General features: G+C 64.9%; 14 protein-coding genes. 3 read left to right on the forward strand and 11 right to left on the reverse strand.

Annotation, left to right across the window (positions count from 1 at the left end):
• The first annotated feature begins 16 nt into the window (after positions 1-16).
• Complete coding sequence (locus QP922_RS06150; RefSeq protein ID WP_284808385.1) at positions 17-2,020, forward strand: vWA domain-containing protein; 2,004 nt, start codon at positions 17-19, stop codon at positions 2,018-2,020.
• Between the two features lie 67 nt (positions 2,021-2,087).
• On the opposite strand, the gene QP922_RS06155 is transcribed toward QP922_RS06150, so the two are convergent.
• From QP922_RS06155 to QP922_RS06170, 4 genes are read right to left on the reverse strand one after another with little or no spacing between them, the layout of a single operon-like run.
• The gene (locus QP922_RS06155) at positions 2,088-2,348 is read right to left on the reverse strand and encodes an HAD family hydrolase (protein WP_284808386.1); all 261 of its coding nucleotides are present in this window, start codon (positions 2,346-2,348) and stop codon (positions 2,088-2,090) included.
• Complete coding sequence (locus QP922_RS06160; protein ID WP_005296305.1) at positions 2,341-2,739, reverse strand: hypothetical protein; 399 nt, start codon at positions 2,737-2,739, stop codon at positions 2,341-2,343. Before QP922_RS06160 ends, QP922_RS06155 begins: the two co-directional genes overlap by 8 nt.
• A gap of 23 nt (positions 2,740-2,762) precedes the next feature.
• Positions 2,763-3,977, reverse strand: a complete 1,215-nt coding sequence (gene mshC / locus QP922_RS06165; RefSeq protein ID WP_005296309.1) for a cysteine--1-D-myo-inosityl 2-amino-2-deoxy-alpha-D-glucopyranoside ligase — start codon at positions 3,975-3,977, stop codon at positions 2,763-2,765.
• A 16-nt stretch (positions 3,978-3,993) separates the two neighbouring features.
• Positions 3,994-4,839: an undecaprenyl-diphosphate phosphatase gene (locus tag QP922_RS06170; protein WP_005296312.1), complete on the reverse strand. Its 846-nt coding sequence runs from the start codon at positions 4,837-4,839 to the stop codon at positions 3,994-3,996.
• A 70-nt stretch (positions 4,840-4,909) separates the two neighbouring features.
• Here QP922_RS06170 and QP922_RS06175 point away from each other — a divergent pair, with 70 nt between their 5' ends.
• Positions 4,910-5,962 carry a YncE family protein gene (locus tag QP922_RS06175; RefSeq protein WP_284808387.1) on the forward strand — a complete coding sequence of 351 codons (1,053 nt, stop codon included), beginning with the start codon at positions 4,910-4,912 and terminating at the stop codon, positions 5,960-5,962.
• A gap of 10 nt (positions 5,963-5,972) precedes the next feature.
• The gene (locus QP922_RS06180; RefSeq protein ID WP_284808388.1) at positions 5,973-7,055 is read left to right on the forward strand and encodes a quinone-dependent dihydroorotate dehydrogenase; all 1,083 of its coding nucleotides are present in this window, start codon (positions 5,973-5,975) and stop codon (positions 7,053-7,055) included.
• On the opposite strand, the gene QP922_RS06185 is transcribed toward QP922_RS06180, so the two are convergent.
• From QP922_RS06185 to QP922_RS12925, 7 genes are all read right to left on the reverse strand, one after another.
• Positions 7,052-7,408, reverse strand: a complete 357-nt coding sequence (locus tag QP922_RS06185; RefSeq protein ID WP_005296320.1) for a hypothetical protein — start codon at positions 7,406-7,408, stop codon at positions 7,052-7,054. The genes QP922_RS06180 and QP922_RS06185 overlap by 4 nt on opposite strands.
• Before the next feature lie 10 nt (positions 7,409-7,418).
• Positions 7,419-7,952: a YbhB/YbcL family Raf kinase inhibitor-like protein gene (locus tag QP922_RS06190; RefSeq protein WP_200445696.1), complete on the reverse strand. Its 534-nt coding sequence runs from the start codon at positions 7,950-7,952 to the stop codon at positions 7,419-7,421.
• Positions 7,953-7,973: 21 nt separating this feature from the next.
• A complete protein-coding gene (locus QP922_RS06195) occupies positions 7,974-9,779 on the reverse strand; it encodes an ABC transporter ATP-binding protein (RefSeq protein ID WP_284808389.1) in 1,806 nt (601 codons plus the stop codon).
• Positions 9,780-11,342: a tetracycline efflux ABC transporter TetAB subunit A gene (gene tetA, locus QP922_RS06200; RefSeq protein WP_350309350.1), complete on the reverse strand. Its 1,563-nt coding sequence runs from the start codon at positions 11,340-11,342 to the stop codon at positions 9,780-9,782.
• 113 nt (positions 11,343-11,455) lie between these two features.
• Positions 11,456-12,445, reverse strand: a complete 990-nt coding sequence (locus QP922_RS06205; protein ID WP_167380529.1) for an IS481-like element IS5564 family transposase — start codon at positions 12,443-12,445, stop codon at positions 11,456-11,458.
• Positions 12,445-13,620 carry a chloramphenicol efflux MFS transporter Cmx gene (gene cmx, locus QP922_RS06210; RefSeq protein WP_005297378.1) on the reverse strand — a complete coding sequence of 392 codons (1,176 nt, stop codon included), beginning with the start codon at positions 13,618-13,620 and terminating at the stop codon, positions 12,445-12,447. The genes QP922_RS06205 and cmx overlap by 1 nt, the downstream gene beginning before the upstream one ends.
• A 21-nt stretch (positions 13,621-13,641) precedes the next feature.
• The gene (locus QP922_RS12925; protein WP_011113070.1) at positions 13,642-13,695 is read right to left on the reverse strand and encodes a chloramphenicol resistance leader peptide; all 54 of its coding nucleotides are present in this window, start codon (positions 13,693-13,695) and stop codon (positions 13,642-13,644) included.
• Between the last annotated feature and the right edge of the window lie 13 nt (positions 13,696-13,708).

Below are 13,708 nucleotides of genomic sequence, written 5' to 3' on the forward strand. Positions count from 1 at the left end.
ATGTAACTTGACTCACATGAACACACCGCCTCGCTTCTCACCAAACTCACGAGTCACCGCGGCACTTGCTTTCCTTGCCGCAACCGTTATCGCCTCTGTAGCCGGACTCTTTCCGGTAGCCGTCGCTGACGATAAGACGGCAGAATCCCCTTCTCCATCGACGTCGAGTGCTCCCTCAAGCTCCACTACCATGGCTCCCACCATGGTGGTCTTCGATTCCTCTGGCTCCATGATCACCAACGACGCCGGCGGCCAAACCCGCATCGATGCTGCCAAGGACGCAGCTCGCACCTTCATCACCGAAGCCGGTGACGACGCCCCGCTGGGCCTTGTCACCTACGGAGGTAATACCGGCGAGGCCCCTGAGGATGAGGCGGCCGGCTGCCAGGACATTACCGTGGTAACTCCGCCCGAAGCCGGCAATTCCGACAAAATGATCGCCCACATGGATGGCCTGCAGCCACGCGGCTTTACACCCATCGGCGAGTCACTACGCAAGGCCGCCGCTGAGCTTCCAAAAGAAGGCCAGCGCAGCATCATTCTGGTCTCGGATGGTGTGGCCACGTGTACCCCACCACCGGTCTGCGATGTGGCGAAGGAACTCAAAGAACAGGGTATCGACCTGGTCATCAACACCGTCGGCTTCAATGTAGAACCTGAAGCACAGCAAGAACTGCAGTGCATTGCCGATGCCACCGGCGGCACCTACGCCGATGCTTCCGACGCCGATAGCTTGGCCAAAGAACTCCGCCGCGCTGCCCCGCGCGCCTACAACGCCTACGAGTCAGACTTGGAGGAGATTGAAGGCGGCGAAACCGAAAGCTCTCCTGCGAAAGTAGACCGCGACGTCGAGGCCTTTGCCACCACTCTTCGCTCTAAAGAGGGCTCACACTCTCGGGATAAAACAGCTCACTATTTCTCCACACCACTGGCCGAAGGGGAGCACGTAGTCATCAGCGCCAATACCGCGCAGGAACCAAGCATCAACAACTTCCGCCGTGGTGAGTATCTCCGTATTGCAATCGACACCGAAGAACTGTCTTGCGAGCTCGACGCTGTTAATTCCACCGACTCCTCTGTGAACCAGTATCAGACTGCGACGTTATACAGCGTTGCAGGTGGTGAGAACGGCTGTTCCACCGAAGACCTGGTCTTCAGCATTAATCGCTCCGGAGATTGGAAGCAGGATGAAGAGATCACTACAGAAGTCACCATCACTCGCTTCGGCAAACCAGACTTGCAAGGTCAACCCGACGCGGCCGAAGACAAGACTGAGGCAGGTCCCGTTGCAGCCTCCGGAGAGCCCACTGAGGTTTCTCCCGGTACGTGGTTCACCGATGCCAGCGAGCTTTCTCCGAAGCAACCCGTACGAGCGCAGATCGTCCCCGGTGAAACTCATTTTTATCGAATCCCTGTCGAGCACGGCCAACAACTCGCGGGCAAGGTATCCATGGTTGAAGAAGCGGAGGATTTCGAGCACGCCAAAGCAGGTGATGGACTTGTTCTGACCGCTTACAACGACGCGCGCAGTGAGATTCGCATGGAAGGGTACCGCGCAACCGTCCAGAAAGACAACAGCCAAGACTTCAGTTATCCAGCGCCTATTCTCTTTGCCAACCGTTATGGTGGCTCTGGCAACGACGGTTCTGGGTGGCCGGACAATGTGCGCGTATGGAAAGGCGGCGAGCAATATATCGCTGTCAACTACGAACAGTTCCTCACCGACCAAGAAATCGACGAAAACACCCAACTGCCGGTGCTGACCTATGATCTCGTGGTGGACGCCTTCGGCGATCCCGTCCCGGAACCCACGTTTGCTCCCGTCAAGGTTGAAACTGAGAAGCCCTCGGAGGCACCGGATCCAACCGCGCAAGACAATTCCGCTAACCAGGCGCAAAGCAAAGATGACTCCTCGTTCTTCTCTGCTATCCCGCTTCCCTTGATTGGCGGGCTGGGGTTGCTCGTCCTGCTTGGCCTCATCATTGCGCTAGTGGTTGTCATCAGAAGCCTGAACCGCTAACCACGCTCACGGCAATCGACGTTCACCGCAAATAGTGCCCCGAATCTGCAAAGAATTCGGGCCTTATTTACGGTGACGGTAAAGATCTAGCGTCGAACATCCAGGTGCGGTAACGCTCCAGGTCGCCGTCTTTAAGCTCGTAGCCCGCCCACTCGGCCACCACGCTCAAGGTGTTGGGGAAGCTGCCGCCGATGGTTCTAGCGCGCACCTCCGGGGTGAGCGGGCGGCCTAGCAGCTCGCCGAGCTCGAAGGTGGCCTTACCCCACAGCGGTTCGGTGTCGATGAGGGTGCCGTCCATGTCCCAGAGGACGGCCTTCGGCCTACTCAAGTTCCGGAAGCTCGTTGAGAGCCTCGTCCGTGGCGCCGGTGGCGGCCGCCGCACGGAACACCAAGGTCTCGATGTCGGCCTTCTCCTCCGGTTCAAGCACCGCGTTGGCGTGCTTTTCGTTGAACTCCTCGAGGTTCTCGTAGAACGGCGCCACGACCTTCACCAGCGCGTCGCCCTCAGGGTCGTCGCCAAGCAGATCGAGGGCGTCAAGGAACATCTCAAGCCGCTTCTTCAAATCCGGCAGCACCGCCGGGTCGAAAGGCTCTTCCCACAGGTCCTTGTCCTCGTCCTGCAGGTAGGAACCGGTGGCGAAGGTGTTCAGGTCGTCGATGAATTCGTCTACCTCGGGCTGAAACTGGGCCCGAATCGAGTTGTCCGCAGCTGCGCTCATGGGCCCATTGTGCGTGAGGCGCGCTAAATGCGCACCCCGAGCAGCCCGTCGAGGGCGGTGGCGATGATCTGGTTGCAGTCGCCGGCTGCGCCGTCGAGAAGCGAAAGTGCCTCCGGGGTGTTCAGATCGTCCGCAAGAATCGCGCGAAGCTTATCGACGACTTCCGTCGCCTCCGCCTCAGAAACCTCGCCGGCGAGCTGCTCGCGCCAACGCGTAAGGCGCTCCTCGGCCTCGGCCAGGATCGCGTCGGAGAAGTCCCGGTCCTCGCGGTAGTGGCCCGCAAAGACAGCCAGGCGGATCGCCGACGGGTCGTGGCCTGCCTCCGAGAGCTTGTGCACGAACACGAGGTTGCCCAGGGACTTGGACATCTTCACACCGTCGAGGGCGATCATGCCGGCGTGGACGTAGTGCCCGGCCATGCGCTCGACCTTTAGCGCGGCCTCAGCGTGGGCCGCGGAGAACTCGTGGTGCGGAAACGCCAGGTCAGACCCGCCGCCCTGGATGGCGAAGTGGCTGCCCAGGCGGTTGGTGGCAATCGCGGAGCACTCGACGTGCCAGCCCGGACGGCCCGGGCCGAACGGTGAGTCCCAGGCGGGCTCGCCCTCGCGGTGGCCGCGCCAGATCAGCGCGTCCAGCGGATCGCGCTTGCCCTCTCGATCCGGGTCGCCGCCACGTTCCGCGAAGTACTCCTCCATGGTGGCGCGGTCCAGGTTGGACTCGTAGCCGAACTGCTCGGTGGCGTCGATGGAGGCGTAAATGTCGCCCTGGTCGAGCTCGTAGGCGGCGCCGGCGTCGAGAAGCTGCTGCACCATCGCGATCACCTCGTCGACTGACTCCATCGCGCCGATGTAGTCGCGCGGCGGGATCACGGACAGGATCTCCATGTCGCTGCGGAACAGGTTGATCTGGCTGGTGCCGAGTTCGCGCCAGTCCACGCCGTCGCGCTCGGCGCGCTCGAACAGCGGGTCGTCCACGTCGGTGATGTTCTGCGCGTAGTGGACCTTGTGGCCGTTGGCGAGCAGCTGGCGCTGCGCCAGGTCGAAGGTGAGGTAGGTCGCGGCGTGGCCGAGGTGGGTGGAGTCGTACGGGGTAATGCCGCAGACGTACATCCCCACCTCCCCGTTCGCATCCGGGGTGGTGTCTACTTCTTTGACGCGCTGATCGGCGGTGTCGAAGAGCTTCAGCGGCACCGGGGTGCCGGCGACTACGGGTACGGACGGGTCGGGCCATGCATGCATGCGGACAACCCTACAACTAGGCGGCCATCACGCCAGTGCCGAGCAGCGCCATGACCAAAAGGCCCAGCGGAATGCGGTAGGCGGCGAACCACGCGAACGAGTGGTTGGACACGAACTTCAGCAGCCACGCAATGGAGATGTAGCCGACCACAAACCCGATGCCGGAGCCGACGAGCAGCTGCAAACCGCTCGCCGCCTGGCCCGCCTGGGGGTCGAAGGCATCAGGCAGGGAGAACAGCCCGGAGGCCAGCACTGCCGGAATGGCTAGCAGGAAGGAGAAACGGGTGGCAACCTCGCGGTCGAGGTTGAGGAACAGACCGCCGGAAATGGTGCCGCCGGAGCGCGACACACCGGGGATGAGCGCCAGGCACTGCCACAGGCCCATCAGAACCGCGTCCTTCATGGTCAGTTCCTCGAAGCCGCGGGTCTTCTTGCCGCGGCGCTCGGCCAGGATGAACACCAGCGAGAACAGGATTAGCACGGTGGCGGTGATCCAGAGGTTGCGGAAGTTCTCGCGGATTAAGTCCTTGAGCAGCACGCCTGCAAGACCGACCGGGATGGTGCCGGCGATGACCATCCAGCCCATGCGGTAGTCGAAGTTCCGCTTGGATTTGTCCGCGAGGCCGGCGAACCAGGCGGTGAGAATGCGCCAGATGTCTTTGGCAAAGAAGACCAGCACGGCAAGCTCCGTTCCCAGCTGGATCACGGCGGTGAAGCTGGCGCCGGCGTCTTCGCCCCAAAACAGTTGGGAGACGATGCGCAGGTGGCCCGAGGAAGACACTGGCAGAAACTCGGTGAGGCCCTGGACAACAGACAGGACGATCACCTGGACCCAGGACATTGTGGTGGCGGGATCAGTCATGGCGAAAGACACTACCCCGCCCGCTTAGCCATCGCGGTACGCGACGGGCGCGTTGCTAGGCTTTAACCTTGTGAATGCTCGTTTGTTTGCCCCCAGTTCCCGCCTCCGCTTTGTCGCAGTTTCCGGTGCAGTCGCGGCTGCCCTGGCGTTGAGCGCCTGCGGCGCGTCTCCCTCTGCCAAGATCGAGGAAGCCGGCGGAGAGGCAGCTGCGAACATGGGCAGCGATGAGCCGGTGCAGTCCCCGCAGTCGTCGGACCCGGCGGGCGACCTGGTCGACTTCGAGCCGGTGAGCGATGTGGACGAAACGAACGGCCGCATCGGCGTTCGCACTTCAAGCGCGCTGACTATCGGCACCCTCGAGGAGATTCAGCAGGGCAAGGCCGCCCGCCACGAGCTGGACCAATCCTGCGGCGAGGCTTCCGCCAACGCCGGCACCTTCGCGCTCGCCTGCGCAGGCGAGATCAAGCTCTTCGGAGACCGGGAGGAGACTATCGCCACGGATAAGCCGGTCACGGCGGCCACGGTGGCGTCGACAGGCGAGGTGCTCGCAGGCAGCGACTCGGAGCGCAAGATCTGGGTCTTCGACGGCGGCGAGCTCAAAGACACCATCGACGTCGCACGCGAAACCGACCAGTTGCAGGCGGTGCAGGTGGACGGCCAGCGCGACTCGGTGGTGCGCACCAACCGCTTCGACACCACCATCCAGGACATCGACTGGAACGGCGCGCGCCAAGGCGGCACCCTGCGCGTCGGCCTGGGCGTGGGCAAGGTGCGCGGCGGCGAGCACGGCCTGGTGCTGGCCGCGGATTCCACCGGTAGTCAGCTCCACGTCTACACCACCGACGACATCATCCGCCTCCAGCAGTCCGCGCCCGTGCCGGAAGGACCCTGGGATGCCGCGTGGGACCCCGCGCAGCGCCTCGCCTGGGTCAGCTCGCTGGCCAGCAACACCGCCACCGGCTACGACATCTCCCAGGGCATTCCGGTGAAGCGCAAGCATTTCGCCACCGTCGCAGATGCCCAGAGCATCATTACGCTTGACGACGGCACCGTGGTCGCCGCCTCCGCATCCGGCGACGGCATCCAGATCGTCTCCCCCGCCGACCAAACCGAGAGCAACTAGGAGAAAACCCATGACGCTCTACGACCGCGCACTCAAGCTCATGTTCCTGCTGCCGCCGGAGCGCATCCACGGCATCATCAGCGGCGCGTTGCAGACGCTGCACTTGGTCACCCCGGTCAACCGCGTGATGGAAAAGGCCGTGCGCGTGCACGACCCGGTGCTGCACCAAACTGTTTTCGGCGTGGATTTTCCCGCCCCGCTGGGGCTGGCGGCCGGCTTTGACAAGAACGCCGAGGCGATCGACTCCTGGGGCGCGATCGGCTTCGGCTACGCCGAGATGGGCACCGTGACCCCGAAGTCCCAGCCGGGCAACCCCACGCCGCGTCTGTTCCGCCTGCCGGAGGACAAGGCGATTTTGAACCGCATGGGCTTCAACAACAAGGGCGCGCTCGTGGTCGCCGACAACCTCCGCGCGCGGCGCTCCCGCGACGTGGTGGGCATCAACATCGGCAAGAACAAGACCTCCGAAGATGCCGTGGCGGACTACCGCGCCACCTCGACGCTTCTGGGCCAGCTTGCGGACTACCTGGTGGTCAACGTCTCATCCCCCAACACGCCGGGTCTGCGCGACCTGCAGGCGGTGGAGGAACTCCGCCCGATCCTGGAGGTGGTGAAGAAGTCCACCACCACCACCCCGGTGCTGGTGAAGATCGCGCCGGACCTTTCCGACGAAGACATCGACGCCGTGGCCGACCTTGCCGTGGAGCTGGGCCTGGCCGGCATTGTGGCTACCAACACGACCATTTCCCGCGACGGGCTGAAAACGCCCGCCTCCAGGGTGGAGAAGATGGGCGCGGGCGGGATCAGCGGAGCCCCGTTGGAGAAGCGCTCGCTCGAGGTGCTCAAGCGCCTGAACGAGCGCGTGGGCGACAAGCTGGTGCTCGTCAGCGTCGGCGGCATCTCCACGCCCGAGCAGGCGTGGGAGCGCATCGCCGCGGGCGCGAGCCTGCTGCAGGGCTACACGCCGTTCATCTACGGCGGGCTGGGCTGGATCCGCGGCATCCACCGCGGGATCGCCGCGCAGATCAAAGCCCACGGCCTGGACTCGATTGAGCAGGCCGTGGGCAGCGGGCTGGAGTGGAAAGCGCTCTAAGCGTGACCGGCTGCGCTGCGGCGCAGCACCACCGCGCAGAGTCCGGCGGCGAGCGCCCAGCCGATCAGCCAGAACGGCGTGGTGGCCATCAGCTCAGTGTCCGGCGCGATGAAGCCGAGCCCGATGAGCACCACGGCCGCGAGCAGCGAGCCCACCTGGGTGCGCGAGCCTTGCTGCTTGGTGTTGTAGGTGGCGAAGGCGCCGACGATGGCCACCGCCGCGATGACGGAGAGCACCTGCGGGGTGACGGGGAACGCGGCGTCGCCTCGAAGCAGCGCCAGCACGGCGTAGAGCACGAGCACGAGTGCGATGCCCATGAACGCGCCGCCGACGCGGAGTTGCACTGGAACCATTCGGCGAATCTTACTGGTTTTCGTACCAGCCCCAGATGATTGCCCGGCCCAGCGAGTGGAAGTTCAGGTTGAAGCCGAGCTGGGTGGGGTTGGCAATCTCGTCCGCGGGCAACTCCGTGTCCACCGCGTGGACGGCGTACAGGTAGCGGTGCGGGCCGTGGCCGGCCGGCGGGTTCGCACCGTAGTAGCCCTTAACCCCGCTGTCGCCGGTGAGCACCACCGCGCCAACCCCGAGGTCGTCCTTCGCGCCCGCGCCGGCGGGCAGCTCGGTGACGTCAGCCGGGATGTTGAACGCGGACCAGTGCCAAAAGCCAGAGGCGGTCGGCGCGTCCGGGTCGAAGCAGGTCACCGCAAAGGTCTTGGTGCCCTCCGGGGCGCCGGACCAGGACAGCTGCGGGCTGGTGGCGTTGTCGCCGGCCAGCGTATCGGCGAGGCGCTCGCCGTCGACGATGTCCTCGGAGGCGATGTCGAAGGACGGCACGTCCGCAAGCGGGGCGTACGGGTCGGGGCCGGGGAAACGGTCGGAAACATAGTTAGCAGTCATGTCCCCATTCCTACCGGAGAGCTAGTGACCGCCGCCACTCCATGCGGCGAACAGTTGCGCATATCTCCCGCCCTCGGCGACGAGCTCAGCGTGGGTGCCGTCCTCGATGATGCGCCCGGCGTCCATGACCAGGATCCGGTCCGCGGCCGCCGCCTGGTCTAGGCGGTGCGCCACCACCAGCGCCGTGGTGTCCGCGGTAATCCTCGCGGCGGCGTCTTCCAGCGCGTTGGTGGCATCGCTGCCGGCTTCCGCTGTGGCCTCGTCCAGGATGAGCACCTTCGGGCCCGACAGCGCCACGCGTGCGAGCGCGAGCTGTTGCTCCACCTCCGGGGGTATGTCCTCCGCGCCCGCGCCGACGGCGGTGTCCAGCCCTTTCGGGAACAGGCGCGCGAACTGGGTGCCATCGGGGTCGAGCCCGACGCTTGCCAGCGCACGCAGCAGGTCCGCGTCGGTCGCGTCCTGCGCAGCCATCGAGAGGTCCTCGCGCAGGGTGCCGGCGAACAGGTGGACATCCTGGGTGAGCAGGGTGACGTTCTTGGCGGTCCACGTATCGCTGACCTGCGAGGTATCCACCTCGCCCACCCGGATGCACCCGGAAGTGGGCTCCACTAGCCCCGCAATGAGCGCGGCAAGCGTGGACTTGCCGGCGCCCGACGTGCCCACCAGCGCCGTGGTTGTTCCTGCCTCGAGCGTGACAGAGAGGTCCTCCAGCACGTTGGCGCCGCCCGGGTAGGCAAACGAGACGTGGTCGACTTCCACGTCCACCGGCTCCGCCAGATCCTCCGGAACGGCCGTAGCTTCACGCCCGTCCGCGAGCTTGGCCAGGCTCACCGCGCGGCCCACTGCGGTGGCCGCGCTCTGCAGCTCGCCGACGAAGAACAGGGCGTTGAACACCGTGACCTCGGCGCGGATGACCATGAACACGGCGGCACTCGCCTGGCCCGGGCTGACGGCACCGGCCGTCGCGAGCCACGCGCCGACGCCAAGCGTGAGCAGCACCCACGCGGCGAAAGCGACCTGGCCGATGCCTGTGAGCCGGATGAACCAGGGCACACGGTCCATCTCCGCCTCCACCGCGCCCCACGAGGTCCGCCGCATCCGTGCCAACGCCCAGCGCTCCAAGTCGAAGGCGCGCAGCGTGGGCAGGCCCCGGACGGTATCCAGCAGCACCGCGTTGCGACGCGCCTCCGCCACGCTCACCGCGTTGGAGGCATCCGGGATGGCGCGGACCACCGCGCGGGCGAACGGGTACGTGCAGATGCAGATCAAAAGCAGGATCAAGGCGAAGCGGACGTCGATAAGCAAAAGCCCGATAAACGTGATCGGAAAGACGAACACGGTGGTGAGCACGCGCGAGCCGATGGCGGTGATGGTTTGGACGACGTCGTCGATGTCCTTGGTCATGCGTGTGATCACGTTGCCGGTGCCGAGCTCCATCACCCGCGGCACAGGTGCGCGCAGGATCGCGTCGAGGCAGCGACGGCGCAAGTCGATGGACGCGCGGGCGACCTTGAGGCCCACCACGTAGTTACCGAGGGCGCGCAGGAACATCTCGACGAGCATGCAGGCCAACGCCAGTCCAACAGTCCACACAAAGGCGCGGGTGCCGGTGCCCAGTAGCGGCACCTCGCCTCCGGTGAGCGGGTCGACGCTGCGCCCGAACAGGTTCGACTGCGTGGTGTACACGGCGACGGTCAGCGCCTGGATGAGCAGCAGACCCGCCCACCAGCGTCTGTCCAGCGCGTTGGGCAGCGCCGAGAGGTACGCGAAGGTCTCCTTCACACTTGCGGGTGCGACCGCGTCTGTGCGTGCGTAATCGGGCGCCATCTACGCCACCTCCAATTCGGTTCCAGCGTGCTGCCACGCGGCGTTTCCGGTGATGACCACGGTGGTTTTGTCTGCTCTGAGCGCGGCGACGGCTGCCACGACGTCCGCCTGTGTCACGGAATCGAGCCCCGTGGTCGGGTCGTCCAGGATGAGCACCTCCGGGTCGGCGGCGAGCGCCCTGGCAAGCGCGACGCGCTGCCGCTGCCCGCCGGAAAGGTTCAGGCCGGCCTCCCCCAGCGGCGCGTCCGGCAACTCGCCTGCTTCGTTGATACCGCCGAGCCTGCGGAGGATGTCTTGGCAGTGGGCGGCGGCGAGCGCCTGCTTGACGACGTCCTCCGGCACATCCCCGCGCGGGTTCACGTTGTCTGCGATGGTGCCCTCAAACACGTTGACGGTGTGCGGCGGGAACAGCACGTCTGCGCGCTGCGCCCACGCGGCGGCGGTGGCGTAGGAACGCTCCTCCGGCTCGAGGATCCACAGCCCCGCGCCTGGGACCGGTGTGTCTGTTAGCTCGGGCCCCGCGGTGTCGTCGCCCGCGTGGTGCAGCTGCTCGATGCGCTGGCCACTCGCGACGGCCCTGCCCCACCCGCTGGCCAGGTCGCCGAACGCTAAGCCCGCCATGGTCAACGCAGGCTGCACCAACAGTGCCACGGATGTCAGCTGCCCCGGGGTGATCTCCCCGCGCAGCGTCATCCACGCGCTCAAGCCCACGATGCCAAGGTTGCACAGCCACACCACGCAAAACCTGGCGAAACCGAGCCACACCTCCACACGCAGGTGCGTGAGCATCAAGCGCTTCGCCTTCGCCGTTTCGGCGTGAAAACGTGTTGCCACGGTTGCACCCGCGCCTAGGCCTTTGACGGTGCGAATGCCTTGCGACGCATCCGTGGCCAAGCCAGCGACATCCGCCTCCGCGGCGCGACGCTTCAACGACACCCGCGTCACCGGCCCCGCGGTCCACGCGGCGAACAGAGCGATGATCAGCGCGCTGGCCGGGATGGCCAGTGAGATCCACGGGGAGACCGACCACATCGCCACCATCGCGCAGACCGCGTAGCCGATGGCCATGAGCGGAAACGACAGCAGCTCGCGGTAGCGGCCGACGGTGTTCGCGTCCGCGTCGATGGTGTTGAGTACGGTGCCGGGGCTCATCGCTCCCGCCCCGCGGCGCAGCACGCCCGAGGACAGGTGCTGCTGCGCGTTGTGGGTCACGCGGCGCACCGAGGCTGTGGCCAGGCCGTCGCCGGTGGCCTCGCCGATGAACTGGATGATGAAGATGCCGACCAGCACCGCGAAGAGCCACCATGCGTTGAACTTTTCTTCCCCCACCAGGCCGTCCACGATCATGCCCACCACCACCGGCACAAACGCGGAGATGCCGGAGCCGATGAGGTAGCTCAGAATGTGCAGCACCAGCACGCCCGGGTATGCGCCAACCATGTCCCTGACCACACGGTTCCCGCTGCTCCAGCGTGCTGGGTGGAGCCGCGCCGGATCGTCCGCTGGCGGCGCGGGCGGGACGAACCAGCTGTACGTCTTCATTCTGCGCGGCGGTGGCATCATTCTGGAAAATCTAGCAAATATTGGGTTAAGGGTCAAAAAGTGTGTCCGGAATCGCGGATTTTCACGGATTGACCTGTAGGTTTCCGGAAAGTATATGCTCCGGAAGCATATATCTAGCTGTGATGTCCAGGGACGTTGTTGAGTCGGTCGAAGGGTACGCCGCCAATCGCAGAGTGGTGTCGGTGGTGGTTGTAGAAGTGGAGCCAGCCGGGCAGCGCCAGGCGTCGTTCGGCCTCTGAACCGTAAAACCTGGCATAGGCCCAGCCGTCCCCGAGCGTGCGGTGGAATCGCTCGATCTTCCCGTTCGTCTGCGGCCGGTAGGGGCGTGTCCGCTTGTGTCGGATGCCGAGCCGAGCGCAGAAGTCCCTCCATGCGTGGGATCTGTATGCCGACCCGTTGTCGGATAGGACTCGCTCGACGGTCACGCCTCGTTCGGCGAACCAGGCCACGGCGCGTTCGAGAACTCCCACCGCTGTGCTCGCCTGCTCATCCGACCAGATTTCTGCGTATGCGACGCGGGAGTGGTCATCGATGACTGTGTGAACGAACGCCGTCCCGGTGCGCGGCTTGTGATCTTTTCCTCGTGGTAATCCCGGAGTCGCGAGCTTGTTCCGTGCGCCTTGCTGCCGACCTACGTAACGATGTCCACCGCCGTCGGGGATGTTGCCGAACTTCGTGACATCGACATGAATCAACGATCCCGGATGAGGATGCTCATATCGCCGCAATGGCTCGCCAGTGACACGATCGATATGCGAGAGGCGGTTCACGCGGCAACGGACGAGGACCGCGTGAACAGTCGACGTCGAGAGACCAAGTCGCGCAGCGATCTGGGCTGGCCCCAGTCGAAGCCGCCAGCGCAGGTTGATGATCTTCTTCTTGACATGCTCGGGCGTCCTGCCTGGGATCCGGTGCGGCTTGCTGGAGCGATCCTGCATCCCAAACTCACCCTCTTCCCGGTAGCGGCCTGCCCATTTCCGGGCAGTGATCGGGGAGACCATGAACATCTTTGCGGCGATCGTGGCCGGATAGCCGTCTTCGACAATCAGCCGAGCTAACCGGAGACGGGCACGAGGAGTGAGAAGAGCGTTCGGATGGGTCATCAATTGGCCTCCGCCGCGGTCTTCGTAAGCGCGCGTCTGGTGAGAAGCATGATGACGAGAGCGATCGCTGTCAGCACCGAAGCGACCCAAACCGGCGCGAGCAGCCCCAGCCCGGTCGCGAGCCCGAGCGCACCAAGCACGGGCCCCGCTGCAGCTCCGATATTCAATGCTGCGGTTGCGTACGAACCGCCCATCGTTGGCGCACCCGATGCTGCATACAGCACACGCGTGATCAGAGTACTGCCGACGCCGAACGACAGGAATCCCTGAACGAGGACGAGGACGATAAGCGCAACGGGATGAGATGCGACCACTGCCAACACGATCCAGCCTGTCAGCAATAGCGGTCCGCCGACTGCGAGCACGAGGCCAGGTCGTTGATCTGATAGTCGTCCTGCGATCGTGACGCCAAGGAACGATCCGATGCCGAACATCACCAGCGCGACGGACACCCACGCTTCGGCCAAGCCCGCGGTCTCGGTCACGATGGGTGCCAGGAAGGTGAATGCCGCAAAGGTCCCTCCGTTGATCAGCGCTCCGAGTGCCATGGCCAGGATGAGCCGCGGCGTCGCCAACTGGCTGAGCTCGACACGGAGCCTTGGTGAGGTCGCGCTAGTCTCGCTCCGACCAACATTGTTCGTGACGCCACGAATGACTCCAACGGCCGCGGGAATACAGAGGATGGCGATCGCCCAGAACGTCGTTCGCCAGCCCAGCGCTGTGCCGAGCAGTGCCCCGGCGGGGACGCCCACGACGGTTGCGATCGTCGTGCCGGAGAGCAGGATCGACAGTGCACGCCCCTTCTGGTTCGCTGGCACGAGGGTAGTGGCCGTGCTCAGTGCTACGGCGAGGAATCCTGCGTTTGCGAGAGCGCTGAGCACCCGGGTGATGAGCAGGAGAGAGAACACTGGTGTCATCGCTCCGATGACGTGGCTTCCCGCGAACACGAGAAGGCAAACGATCAATGTGAGCCGCGGTGGCCAACGGCGAGCGAATGCCGCCATCACTGGCGCGCCGACGACCATACCGACTGCGAATGCGGAGGTCAGCAGGCCCGCAGTGCCGACCGAGACGTCAAGTTCGGTCGCGATCGCGGGGAGCAATCCCGCGAGCATGAATTCTGAAGTGCCCATGACGAAGACCGCCAGGGCAAGCATGTAAAGGGCAAAAGGCATCGAGTACTCCGAGGTGTGAGATCAAGAAATGGTTCTTCTTGTCACCACGGCCAGCGCCCCGGGTACGCCAGACATACGCCCACACAGA

The sequence above is a fragment of the Corynebacterium sp. MSK218 genome, assembly GCF_030232655.1.
GTDB lineage: Bacteria > Actinomycetota > Actinomycetes > Mycobacteriales > Mycobacteriaceae > Corynebacterium.